The sequence below is a fragment of the Leifsonia sp. fls2-241-R2A-40a genome, from assembly GCF_030209575.1.
Taxonomy (GTDB): domain Bacteria; phylum Actinomycetota; class Actinomycetes; order Actinomycetales; family Microbacteriaceae; genus Leifsonia.
This window is the reverse complement of the sequence record NZ_JARVRS010000001.1, coordinates 789,982-806,235: the sequence shown is the minus strand read 5'-3', so window position 1 is coordinate 806,235 and position 16,254 is coordinate 789,982. Positions and strand designations below refer to the sequence as shown.

Here is a 16,254-nt window from a genome sequence, read left to right as displayed (position 1 = left end):
CGGGAGTATCCTGCAAGGCATGTGGCGGCTGAGCGACCCGAGATGACGCAACTGCAGTCGGACCCGCCCGCTGCCCCGGATTCCCGTCCCAGCGAGCAGGACCGCACCGTGATGGTGCACCCGAAGCGGACCTTCCACGGCATTCTGCGAGCGGGCGCACTGGCTTCCGTGCTCCTGGTGGCCGGTGTCGTGGTCGCACTGGTGTGGGCGAACATCGGGGGCTACGAGGACTTCTGGGAGCAGCCGCTCGGAGTGAGCTTCGGACAGTTCACCCTCTCCTACGACCTGCGGACCTGGGTGAACAGCGGCCTGATGACCCTGTTCTTCCTGGCGGTCGGGCTGGAAGCGCGGAGGGAGTTCGACCTCGGCGACCTCCGTGAGCGCAAGCGCCTCATCCTCCCGATCACCGTGGGGCTGGTCGGGATGGCGCTGCCGGTCGGCATCTACCTGCTGATCAACCAGGGTCTGGATTCGGCCCGGGCCTGGGGTGTCGCGATGTCGACCGACACCGCACTCGCACTGGGCATCCTCACTCTGCTGGCCAAGAAGGCCCCGAAGCGCACGCGGACGTTCCTCCTGACGGCCTTCGTCGTGGACGACGTCGCCGCGCTGATCATCATCGCCGCCCTCTACAGCGGACCGGTGTCGATGGGGCCGGTCATCGTGGCCGTGCTGGCCTTCGCCGGCATCATCGTCGTCCGGCGCCTGGACCGCACCCTCGGGCGGAATCTGGCGATCGTCCTCGGCGTGATCATGTGGCTCGCCCTGCTGCTCAGCGGAGTCGATCCTGTCGTCGCGGGGCTGGCCATCGGCCTGGCGACGACCGCGTACATCCCGCTGCGGGCGGACCTGGAGCGGGCGACCGGGCTGGTGCGCAGCTACCGGGAGAGCCCGAACGCTGAACTCGCGCTGTCGGCCGCGGCAGGGCTGGCGGACTCGCTGTCCGAGAACGAGCGCATCCTCTACCGGTTGAGCCCGTGGACCAGTTACGTGGTCGTCCCCGTCTTCGCGCTCGCCAACGCGGGCGTGCGGATCACCCCGGAGCTCCTCGCCCGCTCGGCGAGCAGCGCGATCACGATCGGCATCGTCGTCGGCTACGTCCTCGGCAAGCCCATCTCGGTGGTCGGGAGCTCGTGGCTGCTGAGCCGTGTGACACGCGGTCGTGTGCATCCACAGGTCGGCTGGCTGTCGGTCCTCGGCAGCGGGACGGCCGCCGGAGTCGGCTTCACCGTGTCCCTGCTGATCGCGAGCATCGTCCTCACCGGTCCTCAACTCGCGGAGGCGAAGATCGGAATCTTCTTCTCGGTCATCGGCTCGGCCGTCCTGACCTGGCTGGTCTTCCAGTGCGTGCGCTTCATCCCGTCGAACAAGCGCACGCAGGCGCTCAACGGCCGCCCCGACCCGACCCTGGATCTGCTCGCCCCGATCGACCAGCAGGCGGATCACGTGCGGGGCGCCTCGCAACCGGCGGTCACGATCGTCGAATACGGGGACTTCGAGTGCGGCTTCTGCAAGCGCGGGGAGCCGACGGTGCGCGAGCTCCTGGAGCGTCATCCCGATGTCGCGGTGGCGTGGAGGCACCTCCCGCTCACCGACGTGCACCCCAATGCGCTGCTCGCCGCGGAGGCGGCCGAAGCCGCGGGCGCGCAGGGCGCCTTCTGGCCGATGCACGACATGCTCCTGGCGAACCAGGACCGTCTCGGCATCCGCGACCTGGAGAGCTACGCCGAGCAGGTGGGCATCGACCCCGAGCAGTTCGTCGAGGACCTGCGCTCGCACACCTTCGCCGACCGCGTCCGCGCCGACATCGCCTCCGCCGAGGCGAGCGGTGCGGCGGGCACTCCGACCTACTTCATCAACGGCCAGCGTCACGAGGGAGCGGTCGACATCGACAGCCTCTCGAAGGCGATCAATGCCGCCCGCGCGGGCGGCCCGGGGAAGGAGAGCGCCGGAGTTCCCGCCTAGCCGTCCACTGAGGCGGCGGCCAGCTCGGCGAGCCGGCGCTCGGTGACGCTGCCGGGTTCAGCGTGGTAGATCACGACGGACTGCCCGACGCCGGGGGAGGCGACCGCGAGCTTCTCGTACCGGAGGTCCAGCCGTCCGACGAGTGGATGCTCGAGCACCGAGCGCCCGTGCCCCTTCGGCTTCACGTCGTGTTGCGACCAGAGCTCGGCGAACCGCGGACTCTCGGCGGTCAGCGTGCTGACCAGTTCGCCGACCGCCGGGTCGTCGCGTTCGTCTCCTCCACCGAGGCCGTAGCGCAGGCTGGCCAGGGTGGCGGCGACGGTGCGGTCCCAGTCCCGGTACAGAGCCTTCACCGCAGGGTCGAGGAAGGCGGAGCGCACCAGGTTCACACCGGGGGTGAAGATCGGCGAGAGCGCTCGCGCCATCCGGTTGGACGCGAGCACGTCGAGCACCCGCCCCTGCACATAGGCCGGCGTGGTCGTCCACGCGTCCAGCAACTGGCGGATGCCCTCGGGTGCCGCCTCCCGCGCGGGAGGATGTCGGGCTGCGGCCGGCCGGGCGAGCTGGAACAGGTAGGCGGTCGCATCGTCGTCCAGCCGCAGGGCGCGCGCCAGGCCGACGATCACCGAGTCGGACGGGTGCTGGACGCGTCCCTGCTCCAACCGGAGGTAGTACTCGCTGCTGATCCGGGCCAGCATCGCGACCTCCTCGCGGCGCAGGCCGGACACGCGGCGGCGCGGCGTCGACTCCAGGCCGACGTCGGCGGGGCTCAGCTGGGCGCGGCGCGCCCGCAGGAATCCCCCGAGGCGGTTGTCGTCGGCTGAGGCCATGTGCTCACGGTACAACCTCGTGCGACGGCCCGGAGCGGGCTCAACCTGTCCCTCCCGATACCAGGAAGAACTGCCCCATGACCAGGGGGATTGCGGGATCGTTCGTCGGTGTTCCAGCCCTCGACAACCCACTCCGGGCTGTCTTCTGAGAAGGAGTTCCACCCATGGCAACCACCACCATCCCGTTCGGTTTCGCCTCCACCGCCGAGGAGGTCTCCGCCGGAGTCGACCTCACCGGCAAGCGTGCCGTCGTCACCGGAGGGTCCTCGGGAATCGGCATCGAGACCGCTCGTGTCCTCGCACTGCGCGGCGCCGACGTGACCCTCGCCGTCCGCAACCCGAGCGCCGGCGAGTCCGTCGCCGCGACGATCCGCACCGAGACCGGCAATGAGAACGTCCACGTCGCACAGCTGGATGTCGCCGACCTCGCCTCGGTCCGGGCGTTCGTCGAGAACTGGACCGGCCCGCTGGACATCCTCGTCGACAACGCCGGCATCATGGCCGCTCCCGAGCAGTACACGGCCGATGGCGTCGAACTGCAGTTCGCGACCAACTTCCTCGGTCACTTCGCGCTGACCGTCGGGCTGCACGACGCGTTGGCGGCGGCGGACGGCGCTCGCGTCGTCGTCGTGAGTTCGAGCGGGCACCTCATCTCGCCGGTGGTGTTCGACGACATCAACTTCCGGTTCCGTCCCTATGACCCGCTGCTCGCCTACGGGCAGTCGAAGACCGCGTCCGTGCTGTTCGCCGTCGCCGCCGCGGAGCGCTGGGCGGCCGACGGCATCACGGTGAACGCCGTCATGCCCGGTGCGATCGCCACCAACCTGCAGAAGCACACCGGGGGCTTGAAGACCGCGCCGGAGCTCCACAAGTCGGTCCCGCAGGGAGCGGCCACCAGCATCCTCGTCGCCACGTCTCCGCTGCTCGACGGCGTGACCGGCCGCTACTTCGAGGACAACCAGGAGGCCGAGGTCGTCCACGACGGCAACGGCTGGGGCTCGGGGGTGGCCGACTACGCGCTCGACCGCACCAACGCCGACCGCCTCTGGCAGGCCGCGACCGAGATGGCGTCGCTGTGATCGTCGGATTCATCGGTCTCGGCGACCAAGGAGCGCCGATGGCGCGCGCCATCGCGGACTCGCCGTTCGACCTGCACGTCTGGGCGCGCCGGGAGAGCTCTCTCGACGCCCTGGCGGGGCACGCCTACACGGCCGAGGAGAGCCCGGCCGTGCTGGGCGCTGTCAGCGACCTCGTCCTGATGGTGCTCCGAGACGACTCCGATGTCGAGGACGTTCTGCGCCGTCAGGGCCTGCTGGCCGCCTTGCGACCGGGGAGCATCCTCGTCAACCACGGAACCGGCGACCCGGATGCCGCCATCCGCTTCGCGCGGGAGGCGGCGGAGCGGGGCATCGAGTTCCTCGACGCCCCCGTCAGTGGTGGCGGCTTCGGTGCCGAGGCGCGCACCCTCGCGACCATCGTCGGAGGCGACGAGCAGGCGTTCACCCGTGCCGAGCCCGTCTTCGGCACGTTCTCGTCGTCGGTCGTCCGGATGGGCGGCCCGGGCGCCGGCCAGGTGGCGAAGCTGCTGAACAACGCGCTGACCATGACGAACCTCAAGAACGCCGAAGACGTGCTCGGCATCGCCGATGCGATCGGCGTCGACGTCGCGGCGTTCCGCGAACTGCTCGCCACCTCCAGCGGCGGTAGCTTCATGATCCGGGCGCTCGGGCAGCAGATCACCCCCGACATTGCACCGCACCTGCAGGGCCTCATGCGAAAGGACATCGAGCACTTCGCCGACGCGGTGGGACGCCTGGGGGTGGATGTGTCGGCCGTCCGCGAGCGCGGCCTCGCCGGCGCCGAAGGCCTGCCCGCTGTCGCCGACCTCGTCGACCGGCATCTCGCCGGCCGGTGATCTGACGGGAAGCGCCGCACAGATTTGCTAGACAGGCTAGCGACTGCGGCGTGCGCAGCGCTAGCATGCCGCGCATGAGCGACCACGACCTGCCCACCCTGCTTTTCGTCCACGGAGCATACGCGGAGTCCGCGAGCTGGACGGGGGTCGTGCAGCGGCTCCCCGAATTCCGGTCGGTGGCGGTAGCCAACCCCTTGCGGAGCGTGGCGACCGACGCGGACTACCTCGCCCAGATCATCGCCGGCATCGAAGGCCGCGTCCTCGTCATCGGCCATTCGTACGGCGGGATGGTGATGTCGCAGGGCGCGGCGCGCGGCGACTCGGTCGTCGGCCTGGTGTACGTCGCCGGCTTCGCGCCAGCACCCGGCGAGAGTGCAGGGGACCTGGCCGGCAAGTTCCCCGGCGGGACGCTCGGCGAGACGCTCGTGATGTTCCCGCTCGGAGAGGGCGTGAACGACACCTTCATCGATCAAGCGAAGTTCCACCGCCAGTTCGCGGAGGACCTGAGCGACGAGGATGCGGCGGTGCTCGCGGTCACCCAGAGGCCGATCACTGATGTCGCTCTGAACGAAGCGTCGTCCGGCCCGCAGGCGTGGCAGTCGCTCCCGTCGTGGTTCGTGTTCGGCGAGCGCGACCGCAACATCCCGGTCGCATCCCACCGGTTCATGGCGGAGAGGGCTCGCGCTCGCCGGACCGTGGAGGTGCCGGGCGCGTCCCATGTGGTCGGGATCTCGCACCCGGATGTGGTCGCCGACCTGGTGCGAACTGCAGCGACGGAGAGCTGAACAGGACGCGATGATCCGCCCCGCGCCGGCGTACGCCTCGCTTGCCGCGGCGGATGATGCCCTGCGCCCCCTCGTCGACGCCTACGGCGACGCCGACCCGTTCACGTACCCGGACGGCGGCCGAACCGAGGGCAGCAACTTCGCCGGCATGGTCCTCCACATCGCCGCGCAGCAGATCTCCACCGCCGTCGCACTTCTCCTTTACGACCGCCTTGCGGCGGCGACCGGCGGCGTACCCACTCCCGAGGCGGTGCTGCGACTCGACGTCGACCGGCTGAGAGAGCTCGGCATGTCGCACGCGAAGGCGACCTACCTGCGGAGCCTCGCTGAAGCGGTCGTCTCCGGGACGCTGCCGATCGATGACCTCGGCGACCTCACCGACCAGCAAGCGGTGGATGCGCTGACCAGCGTCAGAGGCATCGGCCCGTGGAGCGCGGAGATGTTCCTCATCCACCAGCTGCACCGGGCAGACATCCTGCCGGCGGGGGACCTGGGCATCCGCATGGCCGTGCAGCGTCTGGATGGCCTGGAGGCGGTGCCGAGCATTGACGAGGTCCGTCGCAGGGGCGAGCGCTGGGCGCCCTACCGGACCTACGCCTCCGCGCTCCTCTGGCGGTCCCTGGTCACTCCCTGAAGATGTGCATCGCCTCACGGAGGGCGTAGAACACCACTACGAGTGCCGCAAGCGGGTCCGCCCACCAGAGTCCGAACAGCAGGTCGAGCAGGAGTCCGGCGAGCACTGCGGTCGCCAGGACTCCGTCGATCAGGGTCACCCGGCCCTCCGTGATGAGCACCGGATTCCCGAGCCGCGTCCCCACCCGGTGCTTGCCCCAGGCCAGCGCGAACATCACGACCGCTGTCGCAGCCGTCCAGCCGACGCCTCCCAGGACAGGTGAGGAGTGGTGGCCCGTGGCGAGCGCGACGACGGCCTGCACCAGGAGGTAGGCGGCCAGGAGCACGAACGCCCATCCGATCAGCCGCAGAGCGAATCGTCGGCGCGCGTCGCCGCTGCCGCTGAGCTCCCAGACGACGACGGCGCTCGCACCGATCTCGATGAGGCTGTCGAGACCGAAGGCGAGAAGCGCAACGGATCGCGACTGCCACGCCAGGACGCCGAGCAGGACCACCCCGACCACGTTCCACGTCAACGTCACGATTTCGAGACCGATGCCGGTTCGACGCAGCCGCGCGGTGTCTGTGGCGCTCACACCCCGAGCCTAGGTGCGGGAGCGTAGTCGGCCGGCTACAGGCTCCGCGTCGCGCTGATGAGGGTGCTCATCGCGCGGTGCAGTTCGCGCAACTCGTCGGGCCCCATCCCGAGCCGCTTCATCATCGTCGTCGGGATGGTCTCCGCATACGTGCGCAGCTCCCGTCCGGCCGTGGTGAGCGTGACCTCCATCACCCGCTCGTCCATGGCGGACCGTTGCCGGGTGACATAGCCGAGCGCCTCCAGCCGCTTCAGCAGCGGGGAGACCGTTGCGGAATCGAGGGCGAGGAGGTCGGCGAGCTGCCGGACCGACAGCGGCTGGTTCTCCCAGAGCGCGAGCATCACCAGGTATTGCGGATGGGTCAGGCCGACCGGCTCGAGCACGGGACGGTAGAGGGCGATCACCGAGCGGGCGGCGACGGACAGGGCGAAGCAGACCTGGCTCTCGAGGGCGAGCGGGTTCGCCGTGCCGGTCACGGGCAGTGGATGCGCGTGGAGGTGCGCGAGTCCGCGAAGCGTTCGATGCGGTGCTGGTCGAGCGGCTTGCCGCAGAGCGGGCAGGCGGCGTCGGCGCGGCGCACGTCGGGCTCCTCCGGGTGGCCCGCTCCGAGCTGTGCCGGGCCGGTGAACGTCCGGACGACCCGGTTGGCACTTTCGTAGAAGCGCCAGAAGCGGCTGGCCATGAGGTTCCTCTCGTATAGAATCCGGATCATTAGTACGCAAACCATTATTGCACTAAATGACCGCATCTGCACGGCTGACGCCCCGACAGGGTTACGACTCGACGTACTCCAGCCCGACGGCCGACTCCAGCGTCGCGCTAGCCGCATGCAGGGAGACGCCCCAGGTCTGGTCGCCGACGATCCCGTCGACGGTGACGCCGCCCCACCCCTGGAACGCTTCGACCGCCGCGCGGGTGTGCGGGCCGAAGATGCCGTCGATACCCTGCGGCGTGACGCCTCCCCACTGATCGGCGCCGTTGGTCAGGATGGTCTGCAGGCTCGACACGACCGGTCCGGTGGAGCCCTCGCTCAGGACCGGCATGGGCCCTCCGTCCGGCAGCGCGGCCCAGGTCAGGGGGCCGACGATGCCGTCGGGCACGAGCCCCGATCCCTGCTGGAACTCGACGACCGCCGCGTGTGTCGCCGGGCCGAAGATCCCATCCACGACGATGCTCGGATTCGGCGTCCGCCGGAGCGCGCGCTGCACCCTCCTGACCGCCTCGCCGCTATCGCCCTGCTGCACCGTCGGCTGACCTGGATTCGACATGTCCCGCTCCTCCGCTCGTTTCCGCGAGAAGTTTCGCAGCCTGCGCCGCGCACGGCTAGACGGGATAGCGTGTGAACATCTCGCGAGGTGCGGGAGGGTGGTCGGACTGAGAGGGAAGACGATGACGGACGACACGAGCGGATCGTTCGAGTACCCGGACGAGGCGGGTTACCCGGACGGCACCGGCACACTCAGCGAGACGCAGCAGGTGCTGGTCGACGAGGTGAAGACGACCGGGGAGGCGCAGCCCGGCATCGACTTCTTCGTCGTGGAGAACCCCGAGACGAAGACCTACGACGCGGTCAGTGGCGACACCCTCGTCGGCGGCATCACCTACGAGCGCCAGGGCGACGTCATCACGCTGATCGCCACCTCTGTGTTCCCGGAGTTCCGGGGCCAGGGCGTCGCGACGGCACTCATCCGCCGCGTGCTCGACACCATCCGCTCGGAGGGGCTGCTGGTGAAGGTGCAGTGCCCCATCGTGAAGACGTTCATCGACGCGCACGACGAGTACGCCACGCTGCTCGACCGGAGCTGAACCGCCGCCTCACTCGTCCGCGTCGAGCCTCTTGCCGCGCATCACGATCAGCGGGTCCGGACGTTTGACGACCGCCGGGTCCTTGCCGTCGTAGTCGAACTGGCCGAGGAAGTACCGCATCGCATTGACGCGGGCGCGCTTCTTGTCGTTGGAGCGCACGATCGTCCAGGGGGCGTGCCGCTTGTCGGTGCGGCGGAACATCTCCTCCTTGGCGGCGGTGTACTCGTCCCACCGGTCGAGGGAGGCGATGTCCATGGGCGAGAGCTTCCAGCGGCGCACCGGGTCCAGCTGACGCATCGCGAACCGCGTGCGCTGCTCGGTGCGCGACACCGAGAACCAGAACTTGGTGAGGTGGATGCCCGAGTCGACCAGCATCTTCTCGAACGCCGGAGCCTGCGCCATGAACGTCTCGTACTCCTCGTCCGTGCAGAAACCCATGACGCGCTCGACGTTCGCCCGGTTGTACCAGGAGCGGTCGAACATCACGATCTCGCCGGCCGTCGGCAGGTGCTGCACGTAGCGCTGGAAGTACCACTGGCCGCGCTCGCGGCTGTTCGGCTTGGTCAGCGCGACCACCCGGGAGGTGCGCGGGTTCAGGTGCTCGGTGAAGCGCTTGATGGTGCCGCCCTTGCCGGCCGCGTCGCGGCCCTCGAACACGATCACCGCGCGGCGGTCGTTGTCCTCCAGCCAGTACTGGAACTTCAGCAGCTCCACTTGCAGCTGGTACTTCTCGAGCTCGTACTCCTCGCGGGACATCCGCTCGGCGTAGGGGTACCCCTCCTGCCAGGTGTAGACGGGGTTGCCCTCGGGATCGATCAGATCCGGGTCGGGGGTGTGACCGCCCTGGACGGTGTACCCGGTCGCCCGCAGATGCTCGATGTACTCGCGAAGCTCGCTCGTGGGTGCCTCGTCGGCCATCGTTCCTCCTGGTCGCCGGTGTCGATGTCCGGAGTGTACGCGGGATGGATGAACGGCCGGTTCGAGTGTCGGCGGCCTGTGACCGAGCAGGAATGGAGAAGCGCACGTCGTCGACGCCGACCTAGATTGGTCGCACCACATCGGAGGAAGAGGACGCCATGACCACCACGTTCAGCAAAGAGGAGAAGGCCGCGATGAAGGCGGCCATCGCCGAGAAGAAGGCGCAGCAGGAGGGCGCGGATGCGGCGGCCGCCTGCGAGGCCGCGATCGCCGCACTGACCGGCACCGACAAGGAGCTCGCCGAGGCCTTCCACCGGCTCGTCGCCGAGAACACGTCGCTGGCCGCGAAGACCTGGTACGGGATGCCCGCCTACGCGGACGCCGACGGCAAGACGGTCGTCGCGTTCAAGCCGGGCTCGAAATTCAAGATCCGCTACGCGACCCTCGAGTTCCAGCAGGCGGCGACGCTCGACGACGGCAACCTGTGGCCGGTCGGCTTCGCCGTGACGAAGCTGGACGCCGCAGAGAAGGAGCGCGTCGCCGCGATCCTGAGGGCGGCCGTCGGCCGCTGACTCAGCGCGGCGCGGCCGTCTCCTCACGAGCCGAGCGGATGCGGTTGAGGCTGTTCTGGTACCGCTCCTCGTGGACACGGGCGTGCATCCACTCGTTGACGAACTTCACGCCGGGCGCGGTGCGCAGCCGGGAGAGCAGGCTGGTCAGCTCGTCGAGGCCGCGGAAGGTGATCGTGGCGACCAGGTCGAACCGGCCGACGCCGGACGCCAGGAACTCGAGCATCGGCTCGGCCAGCAGGAGCTCCAGAGCCTGGGCGTCGTCCCCGTCCAGCACGATGCCGAACCCGAACGCCAGGCCCTCGGCGTCCGCCCGCTCGCGCCGGACGACCGCGCCGATCTGCATGGCCCCCGAGTCGATGAGCCGCGTGAGCCGGGTGCGGCATCCGCTGATGGAGAGCCCGACCTTCTCGCTCATCTCCGCGTAGCCCAGCCGGCCGTCCTCCTGCAGGAGCTCCATGATCTGCAGGTCCACCTCGTCCAGTGAGTGGGGGATGAGGCGGGGCTCCGCGCCGAGGAAGAAGCTGCGGAGCATCCGCTCGTAGAGCATGACCGCGACCTCGTCCACGCCGGGCATCGCGCGCACCTGGCGCACGACCGTCTGCAGCTCGGTGAGGGTGGTCAGGTGCACCTCGATGACCAGCTGCATGGGGCCGGTGATCTCCGAGATGAAGACCGTTGCATCGATCTGTGCGATCCGCCGGGCCAGCGCGTAGACGTCGCCCTGCGCGCGCACCATCAGGTGGGCGAGCACGTCGAGCCCGAGCAGCCGGGGATGCACCGCTGCGATCACCCGGAGCGACCCGTCTTCGAGCATCGGCGAGATGCGGCGGGCCACGTTGGCGCGAGTCGTGCCGAGGCGCCGGGCGAGGTCGCTGTAGGAGGCTCGCCCGTCGCGTCGGAGCAGGGCGACCGCGCCCTCCGTGATCTCATCCACCGGGCCACCGTATCGCACGGGGACGTATTCAGAGCAGATTTACGATGTAAACCACGCGTACGAGCGAAAAACTGCACTGGTGTCACCCGAATGATTCGTATTTGTAACAATCACGGGTCAAAACAGAAAAACAGTGTTGACACCCGGGGACCGGCTCGTGCATCATCGACACACCCTCACCGGCCCCCTTCATTGGAGAAGAACCATGAAACTGCGTGTCCTCGGATTTGCGGGAGTCGCTGCCGCAGCGCTCGTCCTCACCGCGTGTTCCAGCACTGCCGCCAGCGGCGGTTCCGCCTCATCGAAGGCTCCGGCCGGTCTGATCCAGTCGGGCACGCTGACGGCCTGCATCGACCCCGAGTACGCCCCGCTCGAGTCGTACAAGAACGGCTCCAGCGGCGACATCGTCGGTTTCGACGCCGACGGCGTCCGTGCGCTCGCCGACCACTGGGGCGTGAAGGCGAAGTTCGCCGTCACCTCCTTCGACGGTCTGATGCCGGGCCTCAACGCCGGCCGCTGCGACATCGTCTGGAGCGGACTGTACGAGAGCGACGCTCGCAAGGCGATCGCGGACTCCTCGCCCTACATGCAGGCCGGCCCCACCGCCGTCGCCGCCCCCGGACTCGCTCGCAAGCTCGGCAAGCAGGAGGACCTGTGCGGCCTGCGCGTCGTGACGCAGTCGGCCTCGGCCAACTCGACCGACGTGACCGAGCTCTCCAAGAAGTGCGTCGACCAGGGCAAGAAGGAGATCACGCACAGCGACTACCCGCAGACCGCCCAGACCGTGCTGGCCGTGCTCAACGGCAAGGCGGACGTGCTGGTCGAGACGAACGTCGGCGCCGCCTACATCGCCTCGCAGAACGACGGCAAGCTCGCCGTGGCCAAGGGCGTCTTCCCGTCCGAGACGACGTTCGGAGTGTTCAGCCGCAAGGGCGACAAGCTCAGCGCATCCGTGGCATCGGGTCTGAAGGCGCTCTACGACGACGGCACGCTGAAGAAGCTCGCGGAGCAGTACAAGCTCGACGCCGCCGCCCTCGACGTCCACAACTGAGCGTCCGACCCGAGAACGGAGGACCCCGCAATGGGCTTCGATCCTCAGATCTTCTGGGAACAGCTGGTCAATCCGCAGTATCTGTGGGGAGCGCTGCTCTCCATCGGGGTGGCGGTGGTCTCCCTCGTCATCGCCACGGTGCTCGGCTTCGTGCTGGCGCTCGGGCGCACCTCCGCCAGCCGGTGGGGCACCCTCCTCTCGGGTGCGTACATCTGGTTCTTCCGCGCCATCCCGGCACTGCTCGTCCTGCTCATCATGTGGAACGCGCTCCCGCAGCTGCTGCCGTTTCTCAAGGCCGACTGGTACTCGCCGTTCATCGCGGCATCGGTCGGCCTCGGGCTGGTGGAGGCGGCGTTCATGGCGGAGATCATCCGCTCGGCGCTGAACAGCGTCGACGACGGCCAGGGCCTCGCGGGCCGTGCGCTCGGGATGACGCCCGCCTCGGTCATGCGGAAGGTGATCCTCCCGCAGGCCATCCGGACGGCGCTGCCGCCGACCGGCAACGAGTTCATCGGCCTGGTCAAGTACTCGTCACTGGCGTCGGTCATCTCGCTCCAGGAGCTGCTCACGACCGCCCAGGTCGGAGTCAACGTGACCTTCCGGTACGCCGAGTACTACGCGGTGGCCATCATCTACTACCTCGTCATCGTGACGATCATCACGCTCATCCAGAGCCGGATCGAGAAGCGCTTCCTGTGGACCTCGCGGGGGACCAAGAAGCTGATGCGCACGACGGCGACGGACACGGAGTTCATCGCGGTGACCAAGGTCCGCCGCGCACGAAAGGGCGTGAACGCATGACCACGGTCGCCACGCAGACGCCGGCGCTCCAGGTGAAGGGGCTGCACAAGCGCTACGCCGGGCTCGAGGTGCTCAAGGGTGTCGAGTTCGAGATCCACCGCGGACAGGTGAAGGCGGTGCTCGGCCCCAGCGGCTCGGGCAAGTCGACCATGCTGCGGCTGATGGCACTTCTGGAGTCCGCCGATCAAGGGGAGGTGCTGCTCGACGGCGCCCGGATCGGCGCGACAGGGCCCATCGACCGGCCGCAATACCACCACGAGCGCAAGCTCGCCGTCGAGCGCCGCCAGATCGGCATGGTCTTCCAGAAGTTCAACCTCTTCCCGCACATGAACGCGCTCGACAACGTCGCCCTCGCGCTGACGGATGTGCAGAAGGCGGATAAGGCCCAGGCCAGGGACCGGGCGTACGCCATCCTGGAGCGGGTCGGTCTGGGCGAGCGTGCGGGGCACTTCCCGTCCGAGCTGTCGGGAGGCCAGCAGCAGCGCGTCGCGATCGCCCGGGCGCTCGTCCTCAACCCCCAGGTGATGCTGTTCGACGAGCCGACCTCCGCCCTCGACCCCGAGCTGGTCGGCGAGGTGCTGGATGTGATGGAGCAGCTGGCAGCGGACGGCATGACGATGATCGTCGTCACGCACGAAGTGCGCTTCGCACGGCGTGCCGCCGACGAGGTCTCCCTGTTCGACTCGGGCGTCCTCGTGGAGCAGGCCGCCCCGGACGAGTTCTTCGAGAACCCGCAGCACGAGCGCACGAAGAGGTTCCTGAGCCATGTCCACTGAGCGCCCGCTGGTCGTCTACACCGACACCGACGACATCGACCCGGCCCCCGGCATCGCGCTCCTGGAAGCCGCCGGCTTGCGCGTACTCCGCCTCGAGACCCGCGATGCCGACGAGATCGTCGCGGCGGCTCAGGAGGCGGAGGCGCTGATGGTCGGCTACGCCCGCATCACCGCCGACGTCATCGCCCGGCTGCCGCGGCTGCGCATCATCTCGCTGCTGTCGATGGGCTACGACAACGTCGACGTGGAGTCTGCGACCGAGGCCGGTGTCTGGGTCGCCAACATCGTCGGCGCCGCCACGGACGAGGTCGCGGCGCACGCTCTGGCGCTCGCCCTGGCCACCCGCTCGGTCGACCGAGCCGCGCGTACGACGCGGGAAGGCGGTTGGGGACTGGACGCGGCGCCGAAGGCGACGACGGAGAGCACCGTCGGCGTCCTGGGCCTCGGCCGGATCGGACGCCGGTTCGCCGAGTTCGCCTCCCCGCTGTTCGCGGAGGTCCTGGGCACCGACCCGATGCTGCCCGACGACGAAGCGACGCGGGCGGGTCTCGCCGCAGCCGGCATCCGCCGGGTGGAGCTGGACGAGCTGCTCGCGTCGTCGGACGTGCTGTCGCTGCACGTTCCACTCACCGACGAGACGGCAGGATTCGTCGACGCCGCCTTCCTCGCCGCGCTCCCCGCGGGGGCCGTGCTGGTCAACGTCAGCCGCGGCGGACTCCTCGACGAGGAGGCCGTGCTCGCGTCGCTCGACTCCGGTCATCTCTCGGGCGCGGGCCTCGACGTGCTCGCCACCGAGCCGGCGCCCGCCGACCACCCGTTCCGCACCCACCCCCGCGTCGTGCTGACCCCGCACATCGCCTACCTCTCTTCCCGGACGGGGAGGGCCTACGCCACCAGCCAGGCGCAGAACGTCGTCGCGCTGTTCGCGGACGGCGCCCCGATCACCCCCGTCAACCGTCCCGTGGCCGCCGCCGCCCTCTGACGCGAAGGACCCTCATGCGCAAGCTCTCCCTCCCCGACCGCCCACTCGACGAGCAGGGCGCCCAAATCGTGCTGGCCCGCCGCATCCGCACGCTCGACGACGCCGACTCGGTCGTCACCGCGATGCTCGTCGTGAACGGCCTGATCGCCGCCACCGGGACCTTCGACGAGTGCCGTGACGCCGCGGCCCGCTACACCGCGCAGGCGCCGCGCGTCCACGATCTGGGCGACGCGGTCGTCGTGCCCGGGTTCGTCGACGCGCACGCGCATCCGCTCATGCTCGGCCAGATGATGAGCTGGGTCGACTGCGGTCCCGAGAAGGCGGGAAGCATCCCCGAGATCGTCGCGCTGCTGAGCGACGCAGCCGGGCGGACGCCGGACGACCTGCCGGTCCGCGGCTACGGGTACGAGCAGCGCAACTTGGCCGAGCAGCGGCACCCGACTCGGTTCGAGCTGGATGCCGTCGCCACCGACCGCGAGGTGTACCTGATGAACGCCTCCGGTCATGGCGGCGTCGTCAACAGCTTCACCTTCAAGAAGTTCGGCATCACGCGGGACACCCCGAACCCGGTCGGCGGCGAGTTCTTCCGCGACGCCGACGGCGAGCTCACGGGGGAGCTGTCGGATGCGGCGTGCAACATCCTGACCGGCGTGCACGGCGTGAAGATCGGACACCACGGCCCGAACTTCCACCTCGGGGACGCGCCGGAGGAGCACGTGCGCCAGCTGGAGGCGGCGCAGCGCGTGTTCCTCGAGGGCGGCGTGACGACGATCGGCGATGCGCAGGTCTCCCGCCGCGAGTTCGACACTTACCTGCGGCTCGCCGAGCGCAAAGGACTGCACCTGCGCGCGACGATGTACCTGCTCTCGCACCTGCTGGATGAGGCGCTCGACATCGGCCTGCACGGCCAGTTCGGCAACTCGCAGCTGAGCGTCGCGGGCATCAAGCTGTACGCGGACGGCACCCTCGGCGGCTGGACGGCATACTTCCCCGACGGCTACGTCGGCGACCCCTGCCGCACCGGCCAGCTCTACCACGAGCCCGCGGAGTACCGGGCGCTCATCGCCCGCGCGCACTCGGCAGGGCTCCAGACGGCCACGCACGCCCAGTCGCCGACCGCGATCGAGATGGTGGTCGACGCCATCGAGGCCGCTCAGGGAGACGACCCGCGACCGGACTCGCGTCACCGCATCGAGCACTGCGGCCTGCCGACCCCCGAGCAGATCGAGCGGATGGCCGCCGCCGGCATCCGGCCCGTCAATCAGCCCCAGCACTACTACAACTGGGGCGAGGGCGTCGAGGACGCCATCGGCACTCCGGGCGAGCGCTTCAACCCGCTCGGTGAGTTTGTGCGTGCCGGGGTCCCGGTGACCCTCTCGTCGGATGCTCCGGTGGCCCAGCCGCGCCCGCTGGAGGCGATCCAGGTGGCGGTCACGCGCGTCACGCGCCGCGGCCACCAGCTCGGACCGGACGACCTCCGCATCGACCGGCTCACCGCCCTCCGCGGCCACACCATCGAGGCCGCGCGCACCCTCGGGCGCGAGGACGACCTCGGCAGCCTCGAGGTCGGCAAGCGCGCCGACTTCGCCGTGCTGTCCGCCGATCCCGACGAAGTCGAGGCGGCGGCGATCGGCGAGATCGCCGTGCGGGAGACCTGGATCGACGGCGACCGTCGGTACGCCGCAGCGCCCGCACTCGTGGAGGCGTGACC

General features: G+C 69.4%; 19 protein-coding genes. 12 read left to right on the top strand and 7 right to left on the bottom strand.

Features of this window, described 5'->3' with window-relative positions; all coding sequences use genetic code 11:
- Window positions 1-42: 42 nt before the first annotated feature.
- On the top strand, window positions 43-1,965 hold the full coding sequence (locus QRN40_RS03925) for a Na+/H+ antiporter NhaA (protein ID WP_285114178.1): 1,923 nt from the start codon (window positions 43-45) through the stop codon (window positions 1,963-1,965).
- On the opposite strand, the gene QRN40_RS03920 is transcribed toward QRN40_RS03925, so the two are convergent.
- Window positions 1,962-2,795 carry a helix-turn-helix transcriptional regulator gene (locus QRN40_RS03920; protein WP_285114177.1) on the bottom strand — a complete coding sequence of 278 codons (834 nt, stop codon included), beginning with the start codon at window positions 2,793-2,795 and terminating at the stop codon, window positions 1,962-1,964. The genes QRN40_RS03925 and QRN40_RS03920 overlap by 4 nt on opposite strands.
- Before the next feature lie 164 nt (window positions 2,796-2,959).
- Here QRN40_RS03920 and QRN40_RS03915 point away from each other — a divergent pair, with 164 nt between their 5' ends.
- The 4 genes from QRN40_RS03915 to QRN40_RS03900 all read left to right on the top strand — a co-directional run bounded on the left by QRN40_RS03915 (window position 2,960) and on the right by QRN40_RS03900 (window position 6,129).
- Window positions 2,960-3,874 carry an SDR family NAD(P)-dependent oxidoreductase gene (locus QRN40_RS03915; RefSeq protein WP_285114176.1) on the top strand — a complete coding sequence of 305 codons (915 nt, stop codon included), beginning with the start codon at window positions 2,960-2,962 and terminating at the stop codon, window positions 3,872-3,874.
- Window positions 3,871-4,710 carry an NAD(P)-dependent oxidoreductase gene (locus QRN40_RS03910; RefSeq protein ID WP_285114175.1) on the top strand — a complete coding sequence of 280 codons (840 nt, stop codon included), beginning with the start codon at window positions 3,871-3,873 and terminating at the stop codon, window positions 4,708-4,710. Before QRN40_RS03915 ends, QRN40_RS03910 begins: the two co-directional genes overlap by 4 nt.
- Before the next feature lie 74 nt (window positions 4,711-4,784).
- Complete coding sequence (locus QRN40_RS03905; protein WP_285114174.1) at window positions 4,785-5,495, top strand: alpha/beta fold hydrolase; 711 nt, start codon at window positions 4,785-4,787, stop codon at window positions 5,493-5,495.
- A 10-nt stretch (window positions 5,496-5,505) separates the two neighbouring features.
- A complete protein-coding gene (locus tag QRN40_RS03900; protein ID WP_285114172.1) occupies window positions 5,506-6,129 on the top strand; it encodes a DNA-3-methyladenine glycosylase family protein in 624 nt (207 codons plus the stop codon).
- On the opposite strand, the gene QRN40_RS03895 is transcribed toward QRN40_RS03900, so the two are convergent.
- The 4 genes from QRN40_RS03895 to QRN40_RS03880 all read right to left on the bottom strand — a co-directional run bounded on the left by QRN40_RS03895 (window position 6,119) and on the right by QRN40_RS03880 (window position 7,971).
- Window positions 6,119-6,703, bottom strand: a complete 585-nt coding sequence (locus QRN40_RS03895) for a cation efflux transmembrane domain-containing protein (RefSeq protein WP_285114171.1) — start codon at window positions 6,701-6,703, stop codon at window positions 6,119-6,121. The two genes, QRN40_RS03900 and QRN40_RS03895, sit on opposite strands and share 11 nt — an antisense overlap.
- Window positions 6,704-6,738: 35 nt before the next feature.
- Window positions 6,739-7,179: a MarR family winged helix-turn-helix transcriptional regulator gene (locus tag QRN40_RS03890; RefSeq protein WP_285114170.1), complete on the bottom strand. Its 441-nt coding sequence runs from the start codon at window positions 7,177-7,179 to the stop codon at window positions 6,739-6,741.
- On the bottom strand, window positions 7,176-7,385 hold the full coding sequence (locus QRN40_RS03885) for a hypothetical protein (protein WP_285114169.1): 210 nt from the start codon (window positions 7,383-7,385) through the stop codon (window positions 7,176-7,178). The genes QRN40_RS03890 and QRN40_RS03885 overlap by 4 nt, the downstream gene beginning before the upstream one ends.
- 91 nt (window positions 7,386-7,476) lie before the next feature.
- A complete protein-coding gene (locus QRN40_RS03880; RefSeq protein ID WP_285114167.1) occupies window positions 7,477-7,971 on the bottom strand; it encodes a peptidoglycan-binding domain-containing protein in 495 nt (164 codons plus the stop codon).
- A 121-nt stretch (window positions 7,972-8,092) separates the two neighbouring features.
- Between QRN40_RS03880 and QRN40_RS03875 the strand changes: the two genes are divergently transcribed.
- Entirely contained in the window at window positions 8,093-8,509 is a 417-nt protein-coding gene (locus tag QRN40_RS03875) for a GNAT family N-acetyltransferase (RefSeq protein WP_285114166.1), read from the top strand.
- Window positions 8,510-8,518: 9 nt separating this feature from the next.
- On the opposite strand, the gene ppk2 is transcribed toward QRN40_RS03875, so the two are convergent.
- Window positions 8,519-9,427, bottom strand: a complete 909-nt coding sequence (ppk2, locus tag QRN40_RS03870) for a polyphosphate kinase 2 (protein ID WP_285114165.1) — start codon at window positions 9,425-9,427, stop codon at window positions 8,519-8,521.
- A gap of 158 nt (window positions 9,428-9,585) precedes the next feature.
- Between ppk2 and QRN40_RS03865 the strand changes: the two genes are divergently transcribed.
- A complete protein-coding gene (locus QRN40_RS03865; protein WP_285114164.1) occupies window positions 9,586-9,999 on the top strand; it encodes a hypothetical protein in 414 nt (137 codons plus the stop codon).
- 1 nt (window position 10,000) lies between these two features.
- Here the strand turns inward: QRN40_RS03865 and QRN40_RS03860 are convergent, their stop codons facing one another.
- Complete coding sequence (locus QRN40_RS03860) at window positions 10,001-10,933, bottom strand: Lrp/AsnC family transcriptional regulator (protein WP_285114163.1); 933 nt, start codon at window positions 10,931-10,933, stop codon at window positions 10,001-10,003.
- Window positions 10,934-11,138: 205 nt separating this feature from the next.
- Between QRN40_RS03860 and QRN40_RS03855 the strand changes: the two genes are divergently transcribed.
- From QRN40_RS03855 to QRN40_RS03835, 5 genes are read left to right on the top strand one after another with little or no spacing between them, the layout of a single operon-like run.
- Window positions 11,139-11,984 carry an ABC transporter substrate-binding protein gene (locus tag QRN40_RS03855; protein WP_285114162.1) on the top strand — a complete coding sequence of 282 codons (846 nt, stop codon included), beginning with the start codon at window positions 11,139-11,141 and terminating at the stop codon, window positions 11,982-11,984.
- A 30-nt stretch (window positions 11,985-12,014) separates the two neighbouring features.
- Complete coding sequence (locus QRN40_RS03850) at window positions 12,015-12,785, top strand: amino acid ABC transporter permease (RefSeq protein WP_285114161.1); 771 nt, start codon at window positions 12,015-12,017, stop codon at window positions 12,783-12,785.
- A complete protein-coding gene (locus tag QRN40_RS03845; protein ID WP_285114160.1) occupies window positions 12,782-13,561 on the top strand; it encodes an amino acid ABC transporter ATP-binding protein in 780 nt (259 codons plus the stop codon). Before QRN40_RS03850 ends, QRN40_RS03845 begins: the two co-directional genes overlap by 4 nt.
- Complete coding sequence (locus QRN40_RS03840) at window positions 13,551-14,543, top strand: C-terminal binding protein (protein WP_285114159.1); 993 nt, start codon at window positions 13,551-13,553, stop codon at window positions 14,541-14,543. The genes QRN40_RS03845 and QRN40_RS03840 overlap by 11 nt, the downstream gene beginning before the upstream one ends.
- A gap of 14 nt (window positions 14,544-14,557) precedes the next feature.
- Window positions 14,558-16,252, top strand: coding sequence for an amidohydrolase (locus tag QRN40_RS03835; protein ID WP_285114158.1), 1,695 nt, complete (start codon window positions 14,558-14,560; stop codon window positions 16,250-16,252).
- Window positions 16,253-16,254 lie beyond the last annotated feature (2 nt).